We start from the raw sequence: 21,656 nt of genomic DNA on the forward strand, positions 1-21,656 counted from the left end.
GGCCTCAGGCGGCCTGCTTCCCTTCGCTCTGAGCTTCGATGATACCCATCACGTCGTTTTCCTTCATGATCAGCAGGTCTTCGCCATTGATCTTGATCTCCGTGCCGGACCACTTGCCGAACAGGATGCGATCGCCGACTTTGACGTCGAGCGCCTGGATTTGGCCGACATCATTGCGGGCGCCGGGGCCCACGGCGATGACCTCGCCCTCCTGTGGCTTCTCCTTGGCAGTGTCGGGAATGATGATGCCGCCCTTGGTCTTTTCCTCGGAATCGACGCGGCGGACGAGAATGCGGTCATGAAGCGGTCGGAACGACATGTCTTCCTCCATCGACAAACAATGATGACGTTGTTCGCCAGACCGGGCCGGATAACGAGGTCCGGGCAGGTGCAAGGTCGCGCGCCTTGCGCGATTGATCTGGTTCGGTAGTTTTTCGATTTCAAGGGGCGGCGCGGAAAAATTAGCACTCGCTACCGCTGACTGCCAATGGCCCCCGGGGAACAGAAGACCGGCTCCTGCGTTCGACCTGATGACGATGGTCATCCTCTCGTCTCGGAGACGAGTTCAAAACTGGGTTCCGGCTTGAATCCGGATATCGGCGTTCCTAGCTCTCAGGCGATCGAGGCTCGATGAGCTCGATCACCGTCCCACGTCTTTAGGAGTGAGTGACATGGAAGAGAAGACCAAGATAATCAAAGATCTCAGTATCGAGGAACGCGAGGAAATTTTCGTCGATATCGCTCGTACGCTGGAGGATACGGCGCGAGAGGCCCTCGTCGAGGGCAATATGCGCTTTGCTGTGCTGTCGAACAACATGGCCGAAGCGATCCGCGTCAACGCCGACGAACTGGCCCGGGACGATCCCGAAAATGCCGAGCGCGTCTTGCTCGAGGCGACGGCGATGATCTCGCAGTTCGAGGCCGTGCATCCCTATCGCATGGTCAGCATGGCCGTTCACTGATTGCCCCGTGCAAATCAATCGCCGGCATGCGGAACTCTGACAGCCGGCGAAGGTTATTGGATCACAGCATCAAAAGGTGATCCATGACCACTTCGAAAATCAGCACGCCACCCGAAAGCGGAACCGACGATGCGCGTTCCTTCGACACGCAACGGGCCGAGGCCGATCGTCAGAGGGCATCGGACGCAGCCCAGCGCAATGCAGATTCGACACTGGATCGCGACTGCGGCACTGAAACTCAAAGCCTGAAACTCGCGAAACAGTATCTGAGCCTCGGGGGACGCCGTCGGTCCAAGATCGACGACAACATCACCACTGTTCGCCAATGGGAGAAGGATCCCCCGGCGGCCGAACGCTTCTGGCAAGAGCGGGTGGAGACGCTTTCAAAGGAAAACCGCAAGCAGGTGGAGGATTTTCTTCCCACCATCAACACGCCTTGAAACACCGCCACTCGAGGCGAGGTCAGGTCGGAACTGGAGAAGATCATGGCCACAGACAAACACGAACAGATACGCCGGCGAGCCTACGAAATCTGGGAGGCAGAAGGCCGCCCTGAAGGGGCAGACCTGCGTCATTGGATGCAAGCTTGCGACGAGCTGGCTGGCGAGGACGAGCACGAGACGCTGCAGGACCTACTCGATCAAGACGACAGGGACGACGCGGCGCTGCTTCAAGGCGCCGGGGAAAGCGGCGACTTCGACCGGCCACGCCTCGGACGTGGTCAAGGCGCCGGAGCAGCTGCGCCCGATATCGAGATAACCACGGGGGAGAAGTCTTCTCGGCAGAGGATCAGAGAAACCGAAGGACCGTAATCGTCATGCAGCATCTCGACCACGCCATGCAGATCGCTATGGACGCACATGACGGACAGACGGATAAAACCGGCCGGCCGTTCTTCGAGCACTGTCAGCGGGTGGCGCTGCTCGTGTCGGGCGAGGAGTCGCGAACCGTCGCGTACCTTCACGACGTCGCAGAAAAAGGCAGTGGCTGGACGATCGACAGGTTGAAAGAGGAAGGCTTCCCGGCGGCGATCATCTCTGCGGTGGATGCGTTGACCCAGCGGCCCGACGAACCGGACGAGGAATTCGTCAGACGTGCGTCCGCAAATCCGCTCGCGTTGCCTGTCAAGCGCGCCGACCTCGAAGACAATCTCCGGCAGGCCGAACGGACCGGCAAGGACAAGGAGAAGTATCAGCGCGGCCTGGATCTGCTTCGCGATATAGAGAACCGACAGTAGGTGTTCCGTTCTGCCGTCGCAGCGAAGTCCTGCCGGCAAGAGTCGTTCGCGGCGCTATTTCTGACGCGGCTGCCGCAGGCCGGCGCCGGCAGCGATTTGGCGGCCTTGACGTTTGGCGGTCGCGGCTTCGTACAGCGTTCGGGCCGCGTTGCGGACCTCCTCCTGCATTGCCTGGTCCCTTTCGTAGGTCGCATGGCTTGTCGCATAGGGCTCCCAGTAACCAATATAGCGATCGACTTCGGCAAGCGGCCCGGCGGGTATAAGATCCATCGATTTCAGCCAGTCCGAGAGGTTCCTGCGGACATCTTCCGCACCTTCGGTATCCCCATGAACGACGGCGGAAAACAGGCGGCCTTCCAGATGGCGGGGATAGGGCCATCCGTCCATCTCCAGCCGTTTTGCCTGGCCGGCATGTTTTCCATGGGTGCTTGTCGGATCCGGGTTGCCGCCGTCGGCACAGACAAGCCGGTCGATCATCAGCTTCAGGGATGACGGCGCCTGGTACCAATGCACCGGCGTGATGATCATGATGCCGTGCGCCTCGACCCACATCGGGTAGATCTCGTTCATCCAGTCATGGATCTGTCCGAGCGAATAGTTAGGATAACAGGAACAGGGCCAGTGACAGAGAGCCGCCGCAGTGGAGAAGCAGGCTTTGCAGGGATGGATCTGCCTGCCGTATTCCGAGGCGAGCCGACTCAAGTCGAGGATTTCGACCGTCACATGGCGCTGCTGCTCCAGCACCTCTCTGGCGATATCGACCATGCGGTAGCTCTTCGAAATCTCACCCGGGCAAGTGTGTTCGCTGCGCGTCGAGCCGTTGACAAGAAGCAGACGAGTGGGCCCGTTCGGATCCTCATGCCGCTTTTGCGCTTCACGAATGGCGTCGCGGGCCGCCAGCCAGTCTTCAGCCAGATCATAATCGGGATCGGCGAAGCCGGGTCCGGCCTTGCGGGTCTTGGGGCTTTTTCTCGAATCTGCGTAGGCTTCCCAGGCCGCCGAAGCGAGCTTCGCAAGCTCCTCCTGCAATTTGCCGTAGGCCGGATCATGAAATTGATTGAGGAAGCGCCGCTTGAATTCATGCTCGTCGAGCCGCCGGCTGGGGCTACCCTTGCGCGGTTCGAGAGTGGAGGCTGAAGTGGAAACATTGGCTGGCATGGAGAACCTCCTGAAGCCGGTGCTTTGCTGAACGCGCCGGCAGATACTGTGTTCCCGTCATGCGATCGATGGCCGATGCAACCGGAGTGTCGAGAGCGAAACTCTTCCCAAGTTCAAGAAATAGCTGCCACCCGCTAACTATTTCCTGACTCTGAATGGCATGTCCACCGGCGGTAAGTCGCTTATTAACTCATACGACTTATGGTCGCGTTCACTTTCGGCGAACGGGGGAGTAGTCTTGTCCGACGAGCTGCACATGATCTTAGCAATGGGTGGGGTGTTGACGGGCCTGCCCGGAATTGGCGATTGCCTTGATCAACACCATATCGTGCTCGGCGTTCACCTCGATCGAGATGAATTTCATGAATGCGCCGTCCAGCGGCCGTTGCCGAACCTTATCCTGCTCGACGCCCTATCGCCGGAAGGACACGGTCTCGAAGACTGCCGGCGTCTCAAGGAAAACGCCGTAACGCGTTATATCCCGGTGATTATCCTGGTCTCGCCTGAGGACGAGCAAAGCAGGATTGCGGGGTTTGCCGCCGGTGCGGTGGATTGTATCTCCAACCTCGTGTCCGCGGCCGAACTCGTCGCCCGCATCAAGCGACACATCGAGCTCGGCGCGGCGCAGGCGCGCCTGCGGCGGCGCAATGAGCAACTCGAAACGGCGCTTGCCAGCATGGGACAGGGTGTCTGCCTGTTTGACGAGGATAGCCGGCTGCTTCTTTCGAATAATCGTTATGCCGAGGTTTACGGACTCGATCCCGCCGTCATCCATCCGGGCCAGTCACTGGAAGACATCCTGAATCTGCGACAGGAGGTCGGCGCCGTTCCCGCCACCTCCACGTCGGACTATCTCGCTTGGGCCGAAGCGACCAATGTGGACGACGCGCCCCAGGATTGGATCAAGGAACTCAAATCCGGCCAGATCATCCGCGGTTATCATCAGCGCACACCGGAGGGCGGCTGGGTATCGACCCATGAGGATATCACACAGGCCTGGTTCGCGGAAAAAGCTCTTGCAGAGGCGCACGCCCAGGCAGAACGCGCCGAGCAGGAGGCGCGAGCGGCGCATGCCCGGCTTCTGGCAGCTTTCGAAGTCGTCCCCGAAGGCCTCGTCCTGTTCGACGCCGAAGACCGCTTCGTGCTGTGGAACCGCCGATACGAACAGCTTTACGCCGAAAGCGGCGATATACTTGTCAAAGGGATGCGCTTTGAAGAGCGCCTGCGTACAGGCCTCGAACGCGGCCAGTATCCGGACGCGCTAGGACGCGAAGAGGAATGGCTTGAGGAGCGGCTGGCCCATCATGCCGCGCCCACCAGCAAACACGAGCAGCGCCTGCCGGGGAACCGGTGGATCCGGATCGAGGAACGCCGGATCTCCGAAGGGGGCAGCGTCGGCATCCGGGTCGACATTACCGATCTCAAGATGCAGGAGGCGTCGTTCAGGCTGCTGTTCGAAGGCAATCCGATGCCGATGTGGGTGTATGACCGCGATACCTTGAAATTTCTCCATGTCAACCAGGCCGCCATTGATCACTATGGCTACGGTCTTAAGCAGTTCCTGACCATGACGCTGGGTGACATCCAGGCGCCCCTGGACGCCGACCGGGCAACGGCGGCCGTCTTCGACGCCGAGGATCCAGCCGCCACGACCTGCTCCTCCCGCCACCTCAAGGCAGATGGCGGCGCCATTGAAGTCGCCGTCTATTCCACGTGCTTGAACTACAAGGGCAAGGCGGCATCGCTGATGGCCGTTGTCGACGTCACCGAGGCCAAGCGCGCCGAAAAGGCATTGCTGCAGCACCGCGACACGCTGGAAGAGATGGTGCGCTCGCGCACCGTCGAACTGGCGCGGCAGACGGAAGAACTCGAACGCATGCTCGAACAGGAAAAGCAGATCAACGAGTTGCAGCGCCAGTTCGTCTCGATGGCGTCGCATGAATTCCGCACCCCGCTGGCGGTGATCGACGGGGCGGCGCAGCGGCTCACTCGGCGCAAGGAGGCGACGACGCCGGAATTCCTTGCCGAAAAGGCCGACCAGATCCGCAGCTCGGTTTCCCGTATGCTCGAACTGATGGAAAGCATTCTTGCTGCCGGGCGGTTGGATCATGGCCGGATCACCATCGTGCCCAAGCCGTGCTCGATTGCCGAAATCATCGAAACCTGCAGCAGGCGTCAGGAAAGCATCCGGCGGTCCCATCGCTTTCTGCTGAAATTGGACGAGCTTCCCGAAACGATCTACGGCGATCGTCCCGCCCTCGACCAGGTTTTCAGCAATCTCTTCTCGAATGCCGTCAAATACGCGCCGGATTCTCCAAACGTCCACGTCTCAGGATGGCAGGAGGGAGAAAGCGTCTGCATCACCGTGCGCGACGAAGGCATCGGCATCGACGCCGACGACCTCCCGAAGATGTTCCAGCGTTATTTCCGCGCCAGAAGCTCCACAGGCATTGCCGGCACCGGCATCGGCCTCAATCTCGTCAAACAGATCGTCGAGCTTCATGGCGGAACGATCGAGGTGACGAGCAGCCGCGGAAGCGGTACGACGTTTACCCTCAGGATACCGATCGGTGCCGAGATATCGGATGAATTGCGCGTCGCTACGCGATAGGAACCCAGGCGGTTCGTCATGAAAAAAACGTCAGGCGGTCGACCGGACGACCGGCACCCATTTGATATCGAGACCTATGTGCGGGACATTGCAATCAGACCATGCTTTATATGCGGCTTGGTCAAGGGTGATCCAATTTACTTTCATCATCGCATCTTCGAAGACGAAGAGACGATTATCTTCCTTAGCAAATATCCGACCCTGCCCGGTTACTGCCTTGTCTGTCCGAGGGAGCATCGCGAGGATCTGGCGAGGGGTATGTCGACAGACGAATATCTTCGGCTGCAGGAGAAGGTGCACGTTCTGTCTCGCGCCCTTAAAAGCGTGTTCGACGCCGAGCGAATTTACGTCCTTTCACTGGGCAGCCACCAGGCTAACAGCCATCTGCATTTTCACGTAGTTCCCTTGCCGCCTGGCGTGCCTCTTGAGAAGCAGCAATACCGCGCGCTGATGGCAGAACACGGCGTTTTGCAGATGCCGGACGATCAAATGGCGGAGTTAGCCCAGCGGATCGGTGCTGTGTATCGTTTGGAGCTGTCTGAACGCCGTTAGGTCTCACGCCGCGGGAGAACGAAGGCTGGTACGCGTTCGCCGTTCTCGCGGAAGTGCCTCTCCAGCTCGTCTAGCTCCGGTTGAACCGGCGGATTGCTCAGCGCCATCACCCAACTCTCTCCAACTGGCAAGGCCATCGCTGTCGTTGCGAGTAGTGTGGTCCCCGGGGCGATCTCGCCTCGTAGCTGCGGCAGCACTGTCTTGGCATAAATGAGGTTGGTGTTTGGTATCGGGCTCATCGCATGCCCGACGCGGGGGGACGGCGACAGATCGATGATCGCGCTGACATCCGTCTGTCCGTACCAGACAGCCCGGCCTTCCGCCTGTTCGGATCGGTCGGCATTGAAATCGGCGCGTTCGATCGCAAAACCACCTTCTATGGTGCTGAGCGCACGCGGCGTGGTTATGCGGTGAATGCGGACATGCCAGGGGTTTGCGGGAATGAGCCAGGTCTCGATGCTGACGTCATTCCACGGACGCCAGCGCGAATAAAGCCGATCGCCCGATATCAGCGCCTCTTCGAGGGTTTGCCGAATCCGGAAATGGACGCCGTCATCGGAGAGGCCGAGCATGCCGTCGAAGCTCGCGGCGGCAAAGTTCCGGTCGTCGGCCTCGATGTTGAAAGCGTAGCGGGTGGAGTAGACGAATTTCGAGTATTTCTCGTTGGCGCCGCGCATCTTGTCATGCTGCTGGCCGGAGGAGAGCACGACGACATTTCCCGGCGTGTGCATGGCGACCATGCCGGCCGGCTTCAAAGCCACCGGCTCTGAGAATTCCGGCTGCGGCGCTTCTTCGGCGGCCCAGAAGGGATGGTCCTCGGGAAGGGCGAGCGGCAGGAAGAATTTCAGCGCCCAATAGGGTGAGCCGGGTGAGTTGTAGCTCTCGCTCATCAGGAGGTTCGGATAGCCGTAGCCGATGGAGAGAACGCCGTCACGGTCGGCGATCGGCAGCGCCGACCACCAGCGGATATGGCGCATGTAATAGCCCTTGATCTCAGCCCAGGGCAGCGCCTCGACGCCGGCAAAGGCAAGCGCGCCCCAGAAGCCGCCGGCCGCAAAGCGGTAGGTCTGGCTGCGGCCGAAGGCAAGGGCGGCGCCGTCAGGGCCAAACCAATGGCGGATATCCCGGGCGAAGATTTCGGCGCGAGCGCGGAAACGCTCCTTGCGCGCCTCGTCTCCACGCGCCAGCACGGCATAGATCAGGCCGTAGAAATGCATGGCGAAGGGGATGTAATAATCGACCCGCCTGACCGGGCCGTCGCGATACCAGCCTTCGCCGAGATCGAAAGCCTCGGCTTCGTCGAGGTAGGCGATGGTTTTGCCGTGGTCGAACGGAACACCGACGCGCTCCAGCCCGAGATCGATGAGGACGCGGAAGAATTTCCAGTTGTTGTCGATGAATTCCAGGTTCCGCGCGGCGACCAGATAGGCAGAGACCGTCTTCTTCTCGTTGTCAGCAAGCGGCTCCCAGATATGTTCGGGCACGAGCGCCAGTGCAAAGCCGACGGCGGCAAGCTCGACCAGCCGCTGGTTGCGGTCGGCCAGATCGCCCCAATATTCGGGGTGGTCAGGATTGGTGCCGTTTGCCAGCCCGCTCCGATAGAGATTCCAATGCGGAAAATGGCCGCCGCCAGCGACGAGCGGGACGATGCCCCAGAGCGGTCGTGCAAATCCCTCCAGATCCGCCGCCGCCCGGTCGAAGATCGCGCCGGCAGCACCCAGGCGCACGCGGGCGCCGCCCTCAGAGAAATAGGGCAGAAGCGGTTTGAAGAGATCGATGACGGCCTTGGCCAGATCGTCGCGTGTCGTCAGCGGATTGCCGGAGAGCGGGTTGGCCTTGGTGGGATCGTAGATCATCGCCAGCTCGGAATTTCGTGAAAACAGATTCGGCCGCGGGCCGATGTTGACCCGCGGCCGCCGATATCTCGTGAGGTTACTTGATGGCTTTCACACCCTCGGTCATTTCCTTCAACCCGTCGTCGACGGAAGTGTTGTCGGTCATGATCGCGTCATGGGCGCGGTTGAGCACGACCTCGATCTTGGCGGCGTTCGGATTGACCGCCATCTCCAGATAGGTTTTCGACGGTATCAGCGCTTCCTTGCTGGCCGCGTCCTCGGGGAAACCGGGCGTCGAGGCGATCTTGGCGCTGACGTCAGCCGTCTTCAGCGCCGGGAAGGTGCCGGTCGAGGCGATGACGGCCGCGCCCTCGGGGCCGGTGACGAACTTGATGAAATCGAGGGCTGCATCCTTGTGGGTGGAATTGGCGTTGACCGCCAGCCCTGAGATCTGCGCGGCGGTGGTGCCGGCTGGCACGCCATCGGGATGCGGGAACTTCACGATGCCCCAGTTCTTGCTCTTCGATTCACCCGATTTGACCTTGGCGATCTGGGTGCCGACGAACCAGGTGCCCATCGGCAGCATGCCGATCGTGCCGTTGAAGAAGAGCGCCGAATAATGCGTGTTCGAAGTCTTCAGGAAGGCATAGGAGGGGATCGCGCCATCCTTCTGCAGAGTGAGGGCCCGCTCGTACCAGGGCTTCAGGAAGGCGTAGTCGCCATCAACAAGCGTGTGTTTTCCGTCGAGGATGCCGGGCAGCTGGACAGTTGAGCGCCAGGTGTGCAGCAGCGCGCCATAAGTCTTGTTGGTGCCCATGCCGCCTGCAAGCTTCTCGGCGGTCGCGTCGAACTGCGCCCAGGTCATGTCGTTGGTGGGGTAGGGGACGCCGGCTTTGTCGAAGATCTCCTTGTTGTAATAGACGATCCAGAAGTCGGAGCGGAACGGCAGCGAATAGATCTTGCCGTCGACGGTCAGCTCCTCGATCAGGCCGCCATAGGGCGCCGGATCGATCTTCTGATCCTTCAGGAAGCTGCTGAGATCGGCGATGTTGCCGGCGCGCACCAGATTGGTATAGCCCGGCACGTCCTTGATGGTGACGATGTCGATATCCTTCGAGCCGCCGGTCAGCTGCGTCGAGATCATCTGCTGGTAGTCCTGCGAGCCGAGATCCATCGGCTCGAACTTCACGTTCGGATGCTTGGCCTGATAGGCTTCAATCAGCGGCTTATAATAGGCGGTCTTGTCCCAGTCCCACAAAGCCCATTTGAGCGTCACGGCATCCTCGGCCAGCGCTGCGCCGGCCGTCGTCGCGGCCAGAGTGAAACCTGCCACGGCAAGTTTCACCGTCCTTCCGAATTTGTCCAAATACATTCCTGTTCTCCTTCCCTGGATCGTCTCTGGATCAGTTATTTTATGAAGTGTCGGTGCGGCCGCATTGCCTCTGGCAGGTCCAGAACCAACACCACTGCCCGATGGACGCCGAATGCGACGGCGAACATTCCGAGTGAAAAATTGAAGGTCGCCGGCATGAACACGGAAACCGGATAGAAGAGGATGTGCGCCAGCCACAGGGCGGCGTTGACGGCGAGGGCGGCAAGCGCCGGCAGCGGGCGGGCGACGGAGGCGAGCGCGGCGAGGCGAAGGAGCCGCAGCGCCGGCAGGTCGCGCATCACCATCAGCACGACGAGATGGCAGGCGGTGACCGCAAGAAAGGCGGTGGCAACAAGCGCGACCGCCAACGGTGCGGCGAGCACCAGGTTGTCACGCGCGCTGGCTGCATAGGTGAGGATTGCATGGATGCCGAGCGCGAACCCGCCCGTCAGCGCCAGACCCCAGGCGGTGGCGCGCCAGAAAAAGTGCAGGAATGCTTCGGTGAAGTCCCTGAGCAGATAGGTGTTGCGATCCTCGACGAACGCCACCGAGACCCGGGCCATGGCGGCGATTGCCGCCGGCAGCGTTACGACGGGGAGGCAGGCCAGGATGAACAGGATGTTGAGCTTGACCAACTCCCACCATTCGCGGGCGAGGATGTCGGCGAAGAGGGCAAGGCCGGTCTTCGCGGGCGCATCCTTCGGAATACCCGGCCCCTCCTTCGTCCACATGTCCCGCAACCACTGCATGGCCGTCTCCCCAAGTGCTCAGCAGAGAATCGATCGTTCGGTTTCCTTGTCGAACAGCTGCGCGTTGCTCATGTCGGCGACAAGCGTCGCCTCGTCGCCGATATCGGGCCGGAAGCGCGGCGACACGCGGGCGATGAGATTGCGTCCGCCGGCCACCATGTTCAGGTGCACTTCCGAGCCCATCGGTTCGGCAAGTTCGACCACCGCCTTCAAAGGCGCCAGGTTCTCGGCCGGAATGTCGGCCGGCGGCAGTTCGTGGAAGTTCTCCGGGCGGATGCCGAGCACCACTTCGCGGCCCTCGTAGGGAGCGATCCTGCTCTTGTCGAAATGATCAGGCAGCGGCAGCTCGCGGCCATCGAAGACGGCGACATAGTCCTCGCCCCGGCGCTGAATGGTCGAAGGCAGCATGTTCATCTGCGGTGCGCCGATGAAGCCGGCGACGAACATGTTGACGGGCCGGTCGTAGAGGTTCTGCGGCGTGTCGACCTGCTGGATGTGCCCGTCCTTCATGACGACGATCCGGTCGGCCATTGTCATGGCTTCCACCTGGTCGTGGGTGACGTAGATGAAGGTGGCGTCGAGGCGCTTGTGCAGCTTGGTGATCTCCGAGCGCATCGTGCCGCGCAGCTTGGCGTCGAGGTTCGACAGCGGCTCGTCGAGCAGGAAAACGGCCGGGTTGCGCACCATGGCGCGGCCGAGCGCGACGCGTTGGCGCTGCCCGCCCGAAAGCGCTTTCGGCTTGCGGTTCAGGAGATGGGTGATGTCGAGGATCTTGGCGGCATCCTGCACCTGCTTATCGATGAAATCGCGCGACACTTTGCGCAGCTGCAGACCGAAGGCCATGTTCTTGTAGACGGTCATATGCGGGTAGAGCGCGTAGTTCTGGAAAACCATGGCGATGTCCCGATCCTTCGAGGGGACGTCGTTCATGACGTCGCCGCCGATCCGGAGCTCCCCGCCTGAGATCTCCTCGAGACCCGCGATCATCCTGAGCGTCGTGGACTTGCCGCAGCCGGAGGGGCCGACCAGGATGATGAATTCCTTATCGGCGATCTCGAGATCGATATCGTGGACGACGGTGAGCGCGCCGTAGGTCTTGTTCAGCTCTTTAAGCGAAATGCTGGCCATCGGCTTCTCCTGACCTCACCAATAAGAAGACCAGCGGCGCGACAGGCGCGTCAGAGCTTCCATGTAATAATAATCTCCCCAGGAGACGCACTCATCGACCCCCTCGCCGCGGCAGGTGTTGAAGGGCGATTTCTTCGAATAGGTGGCGTGCAGCACTAGGCCGTTGGAGACGGTGGGATCGTTGACCGCATAATGATCGGCAAGGCTCTTCATCATGCGCCGCGCCAGCATGCGGTAGCGCTCGGCGGCTTCGGCATCGACGAGGTCGGCCATCTCAAGCAGGCCGCAGGCGGCGATCGAAGCCGAGGAACTGTCACGCGGCTCGCTGTCGCCATCGGAAAAGACCAGATCCCAATAGGGCACCATGTCGGCAGGCAGCCGGTTGAGATAGAAGGGGAGCAGCCGGTCGAAGGTCTGGCGATATTCCTCGATCCGCTCGTAGCGATAGGAGATCGCCATGCCCGCGATGCCCCAGGCCTGCCCGCGCGCCCAGGCGCTGTCGTCCCGGTAGCCTTGCTTGGTGGCGCCGCGCACCGGCGCGCCCGTGACCGGGTCCATGTAGAAAGTGTGATAGGTGGAATCATCCGGCCGCACCGAATTGGCGAGCGTGGTGCGAGCGTGGGCGAGCGCGATCTCGCGGTATTTCGGATCGCCCGTTTCGCTGCTGGCCCAGTAGAGAAGCGGCAGGTTCAACAGGCAGTCGATGATGTAGCGGTATTCTTCCGGTCTGCCCTTGCGGCCCCAGGCTTGGATGAACTGGCCGATCGGCTGGAAGCGCTCGATCAGCTGGTCGGCGGCGAGGATCGCCGCCTTGCGGCCGTCCTCGTCCCCGACGAGTTTCCAGGCGGCGATGCAGGAGGGCGAATAGAGAAAGCCCATGTCATGATGATCGGTCTCGATGCGGTTGACGATCCGATGCAGGAAGGACTGGACCTGGATCTGCGCGGCCAACCGGAACACGGGATCGCCGCTATGCTCGAAGGCAAGCCACAGCTCGCCCGGCCAGAAACCGGCCGTCCACTGGTCGTTGGCAACAGCGGGATAGAAGTTGTTGACGCTCGAATGGTTCTGCGCGGCGTAGGTGAACTGTGGAAGGTTGCGCCTGACCTGCTCGACGGCAAGATCGAGCGCGGCGTTGACTTCCTTATCGGTGATCGGCTGCGGGGCGACTGTTGAAACGGCATTCATGGATTTACCCCTTCAATCCCGTCGAGGCGATGCCCTCGACAAAGAAGCGCTGCAGAGCAAGGAAGACGACGAGAACGGGGACGAGGGCGACGACGGAGGCCGCCATGATGAGCCCGTATTCGGCCGAATATTGCGAGATGAACATGCGCAGGCCGATCTGGACGGTCTTCAGCTCTGTCTTGGTGAGATAGATCATCGGGCCGAGGAAATCGTTCCAGGTGCTGACAAAGGTGAAGATCGTCAGCGTCGAGAGCGCGGGCTTGGAGAGCGGCAGCATGATGCGCGCCCAGATCTGATATTCGTTCATGCCGTCGATGCGGGCCGCCTCGCAGAGCTCGGTCGGGATCGACATGTAGAACTGCCGCATCAGGAAAACGCCGAAGGCGGTGAAGGCCTGCAGGCAGATCAGCGCCAGATGCGTATTGTTGAGGCCGAACTCCCGCATCAGCAGGAATTGCGGCACCATATAGACCTGCCAGGGCATGGCGATGGTGGCGATATAGCCGAGGAACAGCGTGTTCTTGTGAGGGAAATTCAGCTTGGCGAAGGCATAGGCGGCAAAGCTGGAGGTCAGAAGCTGCAGCAGCGTGACGATGATCGTCAGCTTCGAGGTGTTGTAGATGAAGAGCGCAAGCGGGATCTTCGTCCAGATGTCGACGTAGTTCTGCCATTGCGGCTGCGACGGGATCCATTCGATCGGGAAGGCGAACACGTCGCGGCTAAGCTTCAGGGATGCCGAGAGCATCCAGGCGAAGGGCATCAGCATCACCATCGTCACCGTGAGGACGATGACATAGAGCAAGACCGTTTTGGCGGTCACCCTGCGTCCGGCGATCCTCATGCCTCGTCCTCCCTCTGCCGGCGGAACTGGACGATCGTGACCGCGAGCACAAGGAAGAACAGCACCAGGGAAATCATGCTGGAATAGCCGAGATCCCAAGAAATGAACGCCTCGTTATAGATGTGGTAGACGAGGACGAGCGTCGATGTGCCGGGGCCGCCCTGGGTGATCATGAAGATTTGGTCGAACACCTTAAAGGACTGGATCGTCAGCATGACGGTGACAAAGAAGGTCGTCGGCCCGAGCTGCGGCACGGTCACATGGATGAATTTCTGCCAGGAATTGGCGCCATCGAGATCGGCGGCCTCGTAGAGTTCGGCATTGATGCCCTGCAGGCCGGCCAGATAGATGACCATGTAATAGCCCATGTTCTTCCAGATGCCGAAGAGGATCACCGTCACCATCGCCCAGCGGCGGTCGGCCGCCCAACCCGGCATGTTCTTCGGGTCGAGGCCGAGCGTGTAGAGGACCATGTTCACCGGTCCCATCTCGGGATTGAAGATCATGTTCCAGACGACGGCGACGGCGACCAGCGAGGCGACATAAGGAAAGAACATCGCCGTGCGGAAGAAGTTGCGCCCGGCGATTTTCTGGTTGAGGAGGACGGCCAGGCCGAGCGCGCAAAGCAGCGTCGCCGGCACCGAGGCGGCCGTATAAATGATCGTGTTCCAGAGGGCTGCGATGAAGGCCTTATCGTCGAAAAGCCGCCAGAAATTGTCGAGCCCCGCGAATGTGATCGCATTCGAGCCGTCCCAATGCATGAAGGCGAGGGCGAAGGCGAACAGGATCGGACCGAGCGTGAAGACCGCGAAGCCGAGGAAATTCGGCGCGATGAAGGAATAGGCGACAAGGGCGCTGCGGATCTTGCGCTGCCGCTTGGTCAGGACTGCAGCCTTCCGGCCAGAAGTTGCCGGAGCGGCATCCGTCGCAATGACCGAGTTCGATATGGACACGAGAATGCCTTCCTCCTGGACGGACCTTCCGCAGCTGACGGCTTGCGAATGCCTCCGTCGCCGCTCCCCTTCAGTCAACGACATAACACATATCCGGCATTGGTCAAACAAGTTCTGAATAGGTCATACAAATTTAATGGAAAGCGCCAGAAACATATGATAGGTGAGCAAAGAGACCAGACGCTCGTCGAGGCTTTCCGGCGCAGGAGGAACATGTTCAGCGAGATTTCAGGGGAACTGCCGGACTTCTTGGGCGACTTCACGCCCGGAGCGGTCCGTTCCGATCGCGAAAGTTGGAGCGCGGTGCCGCAGGTCCTGCGCAATGCCGTTCTTTGCGATGCCGAGGCTGCAGTTGCGAGCGCCTGGCCTCTGATCACCGCTTCCGATTACCGGGAATATACTGCGACCGGCAACCGCTCTCGTTTTGAGGAACTCTATTTCACCCGAAGGCGGATGCTCAACGATTTAGTGCTGGGCGAACTCATCGAGGGGGAGGGGCGGTTCCTGCCTGACATCGTCGACGGCATCTTCTTGATCGCGGAGGAGAGCGGCTGGCAGCTTCCGGCTCACAATGCCTATGAACGCAGTGGTGCGCGTCTGCCGCTTCCCGACAACTCGCAGCCCGTCATCGATCTCTTCGCCGCCGAAACGGCGGCCCTGCTTGCAACGATCGTCGCCCTGCTGGGCACGGCGCTCAACGACATCAGCCCGGAGATTTCGGCACGGGTAGGGCGCGACATCGAGAGCCGCATTCTTCTGCCCTATCTCGGCCGGCATTTCTGGTGGATGGGCCGCGGCAGTGAGCGGATGAACAACTGGACGGCCTGGATTACCCAGAACGTCCTGCTGGCGACCTTCTCTCTGAGGACCGATCAGGCGACGCGCCGGGCGGTCGTCGAGAAGGCGCTCGCCAGCCTCGACGCCTTTCTGAAGGACTATGCGGGCGACGGGGCTTGCGAAGAGGGCGTGCTTTACTACCGTCACGCCGCTCTCTGTCTTCATGGCGCCGTGACCGTTCTCGATACCGTAGCGCCGGGCCTGTTTGCCGGGATCTGGCAGCAACCGAAGATCCGCAACATGGCCGAATACATCGCCAATATGCATGTGGCCGGCCGCCATTATTTCAATTTCGCGGATTCCTCCGCCGTCGTCGGGCCCTGCAGCGCACGCGAGTACTTGTTTGGAAAAGCGGTCGGTTCGCCGATGCTGGCGGACTTCGCCGCGGCCGACAGGGCTGCGGCCGAACGTCCGCACCTGCCTGAGGAATGGAACCTCTGGTATCGCGTGCAGGAGTTGCTGGTCGGTCATCGGATCCCCCGGACTGAAGCGAAACCGACACCACCCAAGGGCGATATTTTCTATCCCGGCATCGGCCTGTTCATCGCGCGCGACCAACAGTTTTCGCTTGCGGTCAAGGGTGGCAACAATGGCGAAGGCCACAATCACAACGATGTCGGCAGCGTGACTCTCTACAAAACCGGACGCCCGCTGCTGATCGACGTCGGCGTCGAGACCTACACGGCCAAGACCTTCTCCCCGCGGCGCTACGAGATCTGGACGATGCAATCGGCCTATCACAACCTGCCGACATTCGAAGGTGTCATGCAGTCCGCGGGCGAAGCCTTTGGCGCCCGGGAAGTCGAAGTCGAATTCGGTGAGGCGAGTGCGCGCGCCTCGATGGAAATATCAGGCGCCTATCCCGCGGAAGCACAACTGCGCAGCTATCGCCGCACCGTCTCTCTACAGCGCGGCCGGCATGTGGAGATTGTCGATGCTTATGACGGAGATCGATCGGCGGTGCTGTCGCTGATGACGTGCCTTGCGCCGACCGTCACCGCGGAGAGGATCGATCTCGCAGATCTCGGCAGCATTTTCGTGGACGGCGCCGACACGATCGAAATCGACGAGATCGAGGTCAATGACGCCAGGCTGAGATCGGCCTGGCCCGGTAAGCTTTACCGGCTGCGTCTGCCGTTTGCCGGCAGGCTCCTGAAATTGCGAATAAATTAAATGGTTAGAGCATGGTGGCACCGAAACCGCTGACGCTTTTCGGCATCATGCTCTGAGGAGGGCGAGCATGGAATTGACGCTGAAGATCGTGGACGCCGATGGGTTCGTCCTGGCAAGCTCCACAGGGCAGGATGAGACCTTCCTGGTCTTTCGCCAAAGCTATCGCGAAGGCGAGCAGGTGGTCGTTGAGGCCTCCCAGCCCGGACATGTCTTCCTCGCGCTGGACAGCGCGATCCAGCCCGGCCTGGTCTATATGAAGGAGTGCTCCTATTCGCTTGCCGTGCCGTTCGGCGACAGGCGCCGGCCCTATTCCCCGAACGCCTTCAAAGGCGATATCCACCGGCTGTCGGTGCGCAGGGCGCGGCACGGGGAGATCGCGCACCGGCGCAATATGGCGCTCAATCCCTGGGATGATCACGCCAATCGGACGCTGTTTCCGCATGCGCGCGCCAATGTCGAAACCCGGGGCGAAGCGGTCTTTGCCGCCCGGAACGCCATCGACGGCGAAAAGGCCAATGATGATCACGGCTTCTGGCCCTATACGAGCTGGGGCATCAATCGTGATCCGCAAGCGGCGCTGACGGTGGAGTTCGGCAGGCCCGTGCGGATCGACGAGATTGTCTTCTATCTCCGCGCCGATTTTCCGCATGATTCCTGGTGGGAAGAGGCAAGCGTCACCTTCTCGAGCGGCAAGACCTTTTCCTTCCCGCTGGTCAAATCAGGCGCCGCCCAGGGTTTCCCGATCGAGCCTTGCCTCGTCGAATGGGTCGAGCTGCATGGCCTGATCAAAGCCGAGGATGTCTCACCCTTTCCGGCGCTGACGCAGATCGAAATCTGGGGAACCGAGGCGCCGCGCGCCGGAAATCTGGACGTCGTCGTTGCCGCCGCTGACGAGCACGCCTAGATGTGAGCCTCTCCTGATCAGCATGAATGCGGGTGCTCGCCAGCGGCGGCAACGGGCCGCTTCCGCTAGCCCATCCCCACGTGCTAAGGGGATCGGATGCGACTGCTTGTGGTGGAGGATAACAAGGATCTGGCGGCCTGGCTGGGCAAGGCCCTGCGGCAGGCGCAATATGCCATCGATATCGCCCATGACGGTGAGGATGCCGAGCATATGCTGAAGGTCGCCGAGTATTCGGCGATGATACTCGACCTTGCGCTGCCCAAGCTCGACGGCTTGACGCTTTTGAAGCGGCTGAGGCAGTCCGGCAACAAGCTCCCGATCATCATCCTGACAGCCAATGCGAGTCTCGACGGCCGCGTGGCCGGGCTCGACAGCGGCGCCGACGATTACCTCGCCAAGCCTTTCGAAATTGCCGAACTCGAAGCCAGGATCCGGGCGGTGGTGCGCCGCGGGCAGGATCGGGCCTCGTCTGAGATCACGGTCGGGAACCTGCGCTTTTCCGGCGGGACGCGGCAGTTCTTCGTCGAAGGTGAGCCGCTGCAACTGACGCCGCGCGAATATGCCGTTCTCGAGCAACTGGTCATGAAGCAGGGCAACACGGTCTCGAAGGCCGCGCTTTCCGAAAGCGTCTTCGGTTTCGACGACGAGGCGGATCCGAGTGCCATCGAAATTTATGTCCATAGGCTTCGAAAGAAGCTCGAGGCCAGCTCCGTGCAGATCGCGACATTGCGCGGCCTCGGCTATCTCCTCAGACATGTTCAGTAGCGTCTTCAGCAAGACCGGCGCCGCCATCGGCCGGCTCAGCCAGAGCCTCAGGGTGCAGTTGCTGTCGCTGGTGCTGCTGACGCTGTTCGGCGCGATCGCCTTCAATCTCTACGACAGCTTCTGGTCGGCCGATGCGACGGCGAAACTGGTGACGGACCGCACGCTACTGGCCTCGGCCCGGGTCATTGCCGAGGCGGTGCGCGTCGATGAGGGCGGCAATGTCCAGGTCGATGTGCCGCCCGCAGCGCTCGAGATGTTCGATACGGGTTTCGGCGACCGCGTCTTTTATCAGGTGATCACCGTGTGGGGCAATCTGGTGAGCGGCTTTCCCGACCTGCCGCTGCCAACAGCCCAGCGCGTCGGCGAGGATCGCGCCTTCCACGGCGCCGATGTGCGCGTCCTGATGCTCGACCATCCCGTGGTCGGACTTCCCGATGACGGCACGATCTCCGTGACCGTCGCGGTAACGCATAACAGCCAGCATGCGATGCGAAGGCAGCTGTGGCTTTCGGATTTTTCCAAACAGTTCGTGCTGGTCTTCCTTGCAAGCCTGGTGACCATTCTCGGTCTGCAGCGTGGCCTTGCGCCGGCCCTCAGGCTGCGGGACGCGGTGCGGGAGCGCGGCCGCAACCGTCTCGATCCGCTGCCGCCGGAGATGGTGCAGAGCGAACTGCGCCCGCTTGTCCATGCGCTGAACGACCATATGGAGCGCGTGCAGAGCCAGATGGCCGCGCAGCGGCGGTTCGTATCGAATGCGGCGCATCAGCTCAGAACGCCGCTCGCATTGATTTCGACGCAGGCGAGCGTGGCGGCCCGCGAAAGCGATGCGGCTCGCCGCGACGAGGCGCTTGCCGCGCTTCGGTCCAGCACCAGGCAGATTTCGCGCCTCGCCGGCCAACTCCTGACCTTGTCGCGGGCCGAGCCCGGCAGCCGGCGTCCGCGCAGCGACGTGACCGATCTCAGCAAGGCCGCCCGTGAGATATTGGAAGCGCAGGCCGAAGAGGCGTTGAAGCGCAATATCGATGTCGGCCTGGAAGCGGACCGCCCCGTCATCGTCGAGGGCGACGGCACGATGCTGCGCGAAATGCTGGTCAACCTCATCGACAACGCGATCCGCTATAGCGGCGCGGATGGACGGGTGACCGTCTCGATCGGGCAGTCGGGCGGAAGCGCCGTCATCACCGTCGAGGATAACGGGCCAGGCATTCCCGAGAGTGAGCGCGACCAGGTGTTTGAACGCTTCTACCGGATCATGGGAACCGAAAGCGAGGGGAGCGGCCTCGGCCTCGCGATCGTCCGCGAGGTCGTCGAAGGCGCTGGAGGATCGGTGTCGCTCGGTGATGCGGAAGGCGGCGGTCTCGTCGTGACCGTGCGGCTTCCGCTTGCATAGACGCGAAGCGCCTCGATAAATGCGCCGGATCTGGCGCCGTAACCGGGTTGGTGGCAACCCTCGCTCGCTATTCGGCGTGATCCTCGGCCTTGAGGAACTGCCGCCCAATCGACCGAAGGCAGATGCTCGGGACAAGCCCTGGGACAAGCCCTAGCATGACGAAGTGGGCTGACTTTGTCATCAAACGCAGGATGGCCGGGCTTCACACCCGGCCTTCCCTTGATCTGCCTTGGGAGGGAGGCCGATCTGATTACTGCGTGTCGAGGTGCTGCTGCGGCCGCCATTTCGCCAGGCGGTTCTCGATCAGCGTCATGATGTATTCGGCAACGAGTGTGACGACCATGACGAGGAGGATTGCAGCGAACATGCCGGCCGCATCGAAGGTGCCCTTGGCGATCGAGATCAGCTGGCCGATGCCGAAGCGCGCGCCGACGAATTCGCCGACGATCGCGCCGATGATCGCAAAGCCGAAGGAGACGTGCAGGCTGGCGAAGATCCAGCTCATCGCCGAGGGAATGACCACCGTACGGGTCACCTGCCAATCCGAAGCGCCGAGGATGCGGGCATTGGCGATCATGTTGCGGTCGGCCTCGCGCACACCCTGGAAGGCGTTGGCAAAGACGACGAAGAACACCATGATGAAGGCGAGCGCCACTTTGGACGGCAGCCCGAGGCCCATGATCATGATGAAGATCGGCGCAAGCACCACGCGAGGGATCGAGTTGATCGCCTTGATGTAGACGGAGAAGATGTCCGACAGGAAGCGGTTGCGGCCGAGGCCGATGCCGACGAAGACGCCGGTGATCGAGCCGGCGAAGAAGCCGATCAGCGCCTCTTCCATCGTCACCCAGAGATTATACCAGAGCGACCCTTCGGTCGTGCCCTCTGTTGCCCACTCATAGAGACGCTGCAGGACGCCGCTCGGGCTCGAATAGAAAAACGGATCGATCCACTGCATGTTGGAAGCGAGCTCCCACATGCCGATGACAGCGACCAGAATGGCGATCTGCCAGAAGCGCACCAGCGCATCGCGCCGGCGCATGGCCTTCAGTGCGGAGGCTTCGATCTCGGCATCGGACGTGCCAGGACGAAACATAGCGGCCGAACCGGCCTCGAAAGTCGTGTGTGCCATGATATCCTCCCGTCAGGCCGCTTCGCTTGCGCGGCGGTAGCTGGTTTCGACCTCCTCGCGCAGGTCCTCCCAGATCGTCTTGCAATAATCGATGAAGTTCTGCTCGTAGCGGATCTCCGACACGACGCGGGGCCGGGGAAGGTCGATCGGATAGACCGACTTGACCGTCGCCGGGCCGGCGGTCAGCACATAGACCTTGTCGGCAAGCGCCACCGCCTCTTCGAGGTCGTGGGTGACGAACACCACCGAAGCCTTGCGCTCCGCCCAGAGCTTCAGAAGTTCCTCGTGCATGACGGTGCGGGTCTGCACGTCGAGCGCCGAAAAGGGCTCGTCCATCAGCAGGATCTCGGGTTCGTTGATGAAGGTCTGCGCCAGCGAGACGCGCTTGCGCATGCCGCCGGAGAGCTGATGGGGATAGTGTTGCAGAAACTTCGACAGGCCGACACGCGCCAGCCAGTCGCGGGCCATCTTCTCAGCCTCGGCGCGTGGCTTGCCGCGAAACAGCGGACCGGCCATGACGTTGTCGATGACATTCCTCCAGGGAAAGAGCGCGTCGGTCTGAAATGCGAAGCCGACGCGCGGATCGATGCCGGTGATCGGCCCGCCCATCAGGCGGACTTCGCCGGCGGAAGGGCGTGCGAGGCCCGTTACGAGATTGAGCGTCGTCGATTTGCCGCATCCGGTAGGGCCGACGACGGCGACGAACTCGCCGCGGGCGACCGTCATGTTGAAATCGCGCAGCGCCGTCAGTGACTTGCCGGTCGGCGAGACGAAGCGGCGGCTGACATTGATCAGCTCGATCGCCGGGGTCTGATTGCTGGTCTGTTGCATGGTGATACCCGAAGCGTGCTTTTTGGACGCGCGCACGC

21 protein-coding genes are annotated in these 21,656 nt (G+C 61.5%); 10 read left to right on the forward strand and 11 right to left on the reverse strand.

Going from position 1 to position 21,656, the window contains the following annotated elements; all coding sequences use genetic code 11:
- Window positions 1-4: 4 nt before the first annotated feature.
- A complete protein-coding gene (locus J2J99_RS23880) occupies window positions 5-319 on the reverse strand; it encodes a co-chaperone GroES (RefSeq protein WP_168301210.1) in 315 nt (104 codons plus the stop codon).
- A gap of 352 nt (window positions 320-671) precedes the next feature.
- Between J2J99_RS23880 and J2J99_RS23885 the strand changes: the two genes are divergently transcribed.
- The 4 genes from J2J99_RS23885 (at window position 672) to J2J99_RS23900 (ending at window position 2,199) form a co-directional block, all read left to right on the forward strand.
- The gene (locus J2J99_RS23885; RefSeq protein ID WP_168301209.1) at window positions 672-962 is read left to right on the forward strand and encodes a hypothetical protein; all 291 of its coding nucleotides are present in this window, start codon (window positions 672-674) and stop codon (window positions 960-962) included.
- An 83-nt stretch (window positions 963-1,045) separates the two neighbouring features.
- Entirely contained in the window at window positions 1,046-1,402 is a 357-nt protein-coding gene (locus J2J99_RS23890) for a hypothetical protein (RefSeq protein WP_168301207.1), read from the forward strand.
- A gap of 45 nt (window positions 1,403-1,447) precedes the next feature.
- Window positions 1,448-1,774: a DUF2934 domain-containing protein gene (locus J2J99_RS23895; protein WP_168301205.1), complete on the forward strand. Its 327-nt coding sequence runs from the start codon at window positions 1,448-1,450 to the stop codon at window positions 1,772-1,774.
- A 5-nt stretch (window positions 1,775-1,779) separates the two neighbouring features.
- Window positions 1,780-2,199 (forward strand): HD domain-containing protein, encoded by a 420-nt coding sequence (locus J2J99_RS23900; RefSeq protein ID WP_168301202.1) that lies wholly within the window; start codon window positions 1,780-1,782, stop codon window positions 2,197-2,199.
- Window positions 2,200-2,253: 54 nt separating this feature from the next.
- On the opposite strand, the gene J2J99_RS23905 is transcribed toward J2J99_RS23900, so the two are convergent.
- Window positions 2,254-3,357 (reverse strand): flavodoxin family protein, encoded by a 1,104-nt coding sequence (locus J2J99_RS23905; protein WP_168301195.1) that lies wholly within the window; start codon window positions 3,355-3,357, stop codon window positions 2,254-2,256.
- A gap of 256 nt (window positions 3,358-3,613) precedes the next feature.
- Here J2J99_RS23905 and J2J99_RS23910 point away from each other — a divergent pair, with 256 nt between their 5' ends.
- Window positions 3,614-5,968 (forward strand): PAS-domain containing protein, encoded by a 2,355-nt coding sequence (locus J2J99_RS23910; protein WP_246735434.1) that lies wholly within the window; start codon window positions 3,614-3,616, stop codon window positions 5,966-5,968.
- A gap of 18 nt (window positions 5,969-5,986) precedes the next feature.
- Entirely contained in the window at window positions 5,987-6,520 is a 534-nt protein-coding gene (locus tag J2J99_RS23915; protein WP_168301193.1) for an HIT family protein, read from the forward strand.
- Here the strand turns inward: J2J99_RS23915 and J2J99_RS23920 are convergent.
- From J2J99_RS23920 to J2J99_RS23950, 7 genes are all read right to left on the reverse strand, one after another.
- Complete coding sequence (locus tag J2J99_RS23920; RefSeq protein WP_168301190.1) at window positions 6,517-8,376, reverse strand: DUF2264 domain-containing protein; 1,860 nt, start codon at window positions 8,374-8,376, stop codon at window positions 6,517-6,519. The two genes, J2J99_RS23915 and J2J99_RS23920, sit on opposite strands and share 4 nt — an antisense overlap.
- Before the next feature lie 76 nt (window positions 8,377-8,452).
- The gene (locus J2J99_RS23925) at window positions 8,453-9,727 is read right to left on the reverse strand and encodes an ABC transporter substrate-binding protein (RefSeq protein WP_168301188.1); all 1,275 of its coding nucleotides are present in this window, start codon (window positions 9,725-9,727) and stop codon (window positions 8,453-8,455) included.
- A 35-nt stretch (window positions 9,728-9,762) separates the two neighbouring features.
- Window positions 9,763-10,476, reverse strand: coding sequence for a DUF624 domain-containing protein (locus J2J99_RS23930; RefSeq protein WP_168301186.1), 714 nt, complete (start codon window positions 10,474-10,476; stop codon window positions 9,763-9,765).
- 18 nt (window positions 10,477-10,494) lie between these two features.
- On the reverse strand, window positions 10,495-11,604 hold the full coding sequence (locus tag J2J99_RS23935; protein WP_168301182.1) for an ABC transporter ATP-binding protein: 1,110 nt from the start codon (window positions 11,602-11,604) through the stop codon (window positions 10,495-10,497).
- Between the two features lie 15 nt (window positions 11,605-11,619).
- A complete protein-coding gene (locus J2J99_RS23940) occupies window positions 11,620-12,792 on the reverse strand; it encodes a glycoside hydrolase family 88 protein (protein ID WP_168301180.1) in 1,173 nt (390 codons plus the stop codon).
- A gap of 4 nt (window positions 12,793-12,796) precedes the next feature.
- Window positions 12,797-13,633, reverse strand: a complete 837-nt coding sequence (locus J2J99_RS23945; protein ID WP_168301178.1) for a carbohydrate ABC transporter permease — start codon at window positions 13,631-13,633, stop codon at window positions 12,797-12,799.
- Window positions 13,630-14,586: a carbohydrate ABC transporter permease gene (locus J2J99_RS23950; protein WP_168301176.1), complete on the reverse strand. Its 957-nt coding sequence runs from the start codon at window positions 14,584-14,586 to the stop codon at window positions 13,630-13,632. The genes J2J99_RS23945 and J2J99_RS23950 overlap by 4 nt, the downstream gene beginning before the upstream one ends.
- A 213-nt stretch (window positions 14,587-14,799) precedes the next feature.
- On the opposite strand from J2J99_RS23950, the gene J2J99_RS23955 reads away from it, so the two are divergent.
- From J2J99_RS23955 to J2J99_RS23970, 4 genes are all read left to right on the forward strand, one after another.
- Window positions 14,800-16,596 (forward strand): heparinase II/III domain-containing protein, encoded by a 1,797-nt coding sequence (locus J2J99_RS23955; RefSeq protein WP_168301174.1) that lies wholly within the window; start codon window positions 14,800-14,802, stop codon window positions 16,594-16,596.
- A gap of 67 nt (window positions 16,597-16,663) precedes the next feature.
- Window positions 16,664-17,500: a carbohydrate-binding protein gene (locus J2J99_RS23960; protein WP_168301172.1), complete on the forward strand. Its 837-nt coding sequence runs from the start codon at window positions 16,664-16,666 to the stop codon at window positions 17,498-17,500.
- Between the two features lie 96 nt (window positions 17,501-17,596).
- The gene (locus J2J99_RS23965; RefSeq protein ID WP_168301171.1) at window positions 17,597-18,265 is read left to right on the forward strand and encodes a response regulator; all 669 of its coding nucleotides are present in this window, start codon (window positions 17,597-17,599) and stop codon (window positions 18,263-18,265) included.
- Window positions 18,255-19,655: a sensor histidine kinase gene (locus J2J99_RS23970; RefSeq protein ID WP_168301170.1), complete on the forward strand. Its 1,401-nt coding sequence runs from the start codon at window positions 18,255-18,257 to the stop codon at window positions 19,653-19,655. The genes J2J99_RS23965 and J2J99_RS23970 overlap by 11 nt, the downstream gene beginning before the upstream one ends.
- A 250-nt stretch (window positions 19,656-19,905) precedes the next feature.
- Here J2J99_RS23970 and J2J99_RS23975 read toward each other — a convergent pair whose 3' ends face one another.
- Together J2J99_RS23975 and J2J99_RS23980 are read right to left on the reverse strand one after the other, a co-directional pair.
- Window positions 19,906-20,787: an ABC transporter permease gene (locus tag J2J99_RS23975; protein ID WP_168301168.1), complete on the reverse strand. Its 882-nt coding sequence runs from the start codon at window positions 20,785-20,787 to the stop codon at window positions 19,906-19,908.
- Between the two features lie 12 nt (window positions 20,788-20,799).
- Window positions 20,800-21,618 carry an ABC transporter ATP-binding protein gene (locus tag J2J99_RS23980; RefSeq protein WP_168301163.1) on the reverse strand — a complete coding sequence of 273 codons (819 nt, stop codon included), beginning with the start codon at window positions 21,616-21,618 and terminating at the stop codon, window positions 20,800-20,802.
- Window positions 21,619-21,656 lie beyond the last annotated feature (38 nt).

Origin of the sequence: Rhizobium binae (assembly GCF_017357225.1) — a bacterium.
GTDB lineage: Bacteria > Pseudomonadota > Alphaproteobacteria > Rhizobiales > Rhizobiaceae > Rhizobium > Rhizobium binae.

What these genes read in the sequence shown, in the direction of transcription:
- J2J99_RS23980 (WP_168301163.1), bottom strand. Translation starts at nt 21,618, where the DNA reads ATGCAACAGACCAGCAATCAGACCCCGGCGATCGAGCTGATCAATGTC.
- J2J99_RS23965 (WP_168301171.1), top strand. Translation starts at nt 17,597, where the DNA reads ATGCGACTGCTTGTGGTGGAGGATAACAAGGATCTGGCGGCCTGGCTG.
- J2J99_RS23930 (WP_168301186.1), bottom strand. Translation starts at nt 10,476, where the DNA reads ATGCAGTGGTTGCGGGACATGTGGACGAAGGAGGGGCCGGGTATTCCG.
- J2J99_RS23890 (WP_168301207.1), top strand. Translation starts at nt 1,046, where the DNA reads ATGACCACTTCGAAAATCAGCACGCCACCCGAAAGCGGAACCGACGAT.
- J2J99_RS23970 (WP_168301170.1), top strand. Translation starts at nt 18,255, where the DNA reads ATGTTCAGTAGCGTCTTCAGCAAGACCGGCGCCGCCATCGGCCGGCTC.
- J2J99_RS23915 (WP_168301193.1), top strand. Translation starts at nt 5,987, where the DNA reads ATGAAAAAAACGTCAGGCGGTCGACCGGACGACCGGCACCCATTTGAT.
- J2J99_RS23885 (WP_168301209.1), top strand. Translation starts at nt 672, where the DNA reads ATGGAAGAGAAGACCAAGATAATCAAAGATCTCAGTATCGAGGAACGC.
- J2J99_RS23895 (WP_168301205.1), top strand. Translation starts at nt 1,448, where the DNA reads ATGGCCACAGACAAACACGAACAGATACGCCGGCGAGCCTACGAAATC.
- J2J99_RS23960 (WP_168301172.1), top strand. Translation starts at nt 16,664, where the DNA reads ATGGAATTGACGCTGAAGATCGTGGACGCCGATGGGTTCGTCCTGGCA.
- J2J99_RS23945 (WP_168301178.1), bottom strand. Translation starts at nt 13,633, where the DNA reads ATGAGGATCGCCGGACGCAGGGTGACCGCCAAAACGGTCTTGCTCTAT.
- J2J99_RS23900 (WP_168301202.1), top strand. Translation starts at nt 1,780, where the DNA reads ATGCAGCATCTCGACCACGCCATGCAGATCGCTATGGACGCACATGAC.
- J2J99_RS23880 (WP_168301210.1), bottom strand. Translation starts at nt 319, where the DNA reads ATGTCGTTCCGACCGCTTCATGACCGCATTCTCGTCCGCCGCGTCGAT.
- J2J99_RS23925 (WP_168301188.1), bottom strand. Translation starts at nt 9,727, where the DNA reads ATGTATTTGGACAAATTCGGAAGGACGGTGAAACTTGCCGTGGCAGGT.
- J2J99_RS23910 (WP_246735434.1), top strand. Translation starts at nt 3,614, where the DNA reads ATGATCTTAGCAATGGGTGGGGTGTTGACGGGCCTGCCCGGAATTGGC.
- J2J99_RS23955 (WP_168301174.1), top strand. Translation starts at nt 14,800, where the DNA reads ATGTTCAGCGAGATTTCAGGGGAACTGCCGGACTTCTTGGGCGACTTC.
- J2J99_RS23935 (WP_168301182.1), bottom strand. Translation starts at nt 11,604, where the DNA reads ATGGCCAGCATTTCGCTTAAAGAGCTGAACAAGACCTACGGCGCGCTC.
- J2J99_RS23920 (WP_168301190.1), bottom strand. Translation starts at nt 8,376, where the DNA reads ATGATCTACGATCCCACCAAGGCCAACCCGCTCTCCGGCAATCCGCTG.
- J2J99_RS23975 (WP_168301168.1), bottom strand. Translation starts at nt 20,787, where the DNA reads ATGGCACACACGACTTTCGAGGCCGGTTCGGCCGCTATGTTTCGTCCT.
- J2J99_RS23905 (WP_168301195.1), bottom strand. Translation starts at nt 3,357, where the DNA reads ATGCCAGCCAATGTTTCCACTTCAGCCTCCACTCTCGAACCGCGCAAG.
- J2J99_RS23940 (WP_168301180.1), bottom strand. Translation starts at nt 12,792, where the DNA reads ATGAATGCCGTTTCAACAGTCGCCCCGCAGCCGATCACCGATAAGGAA.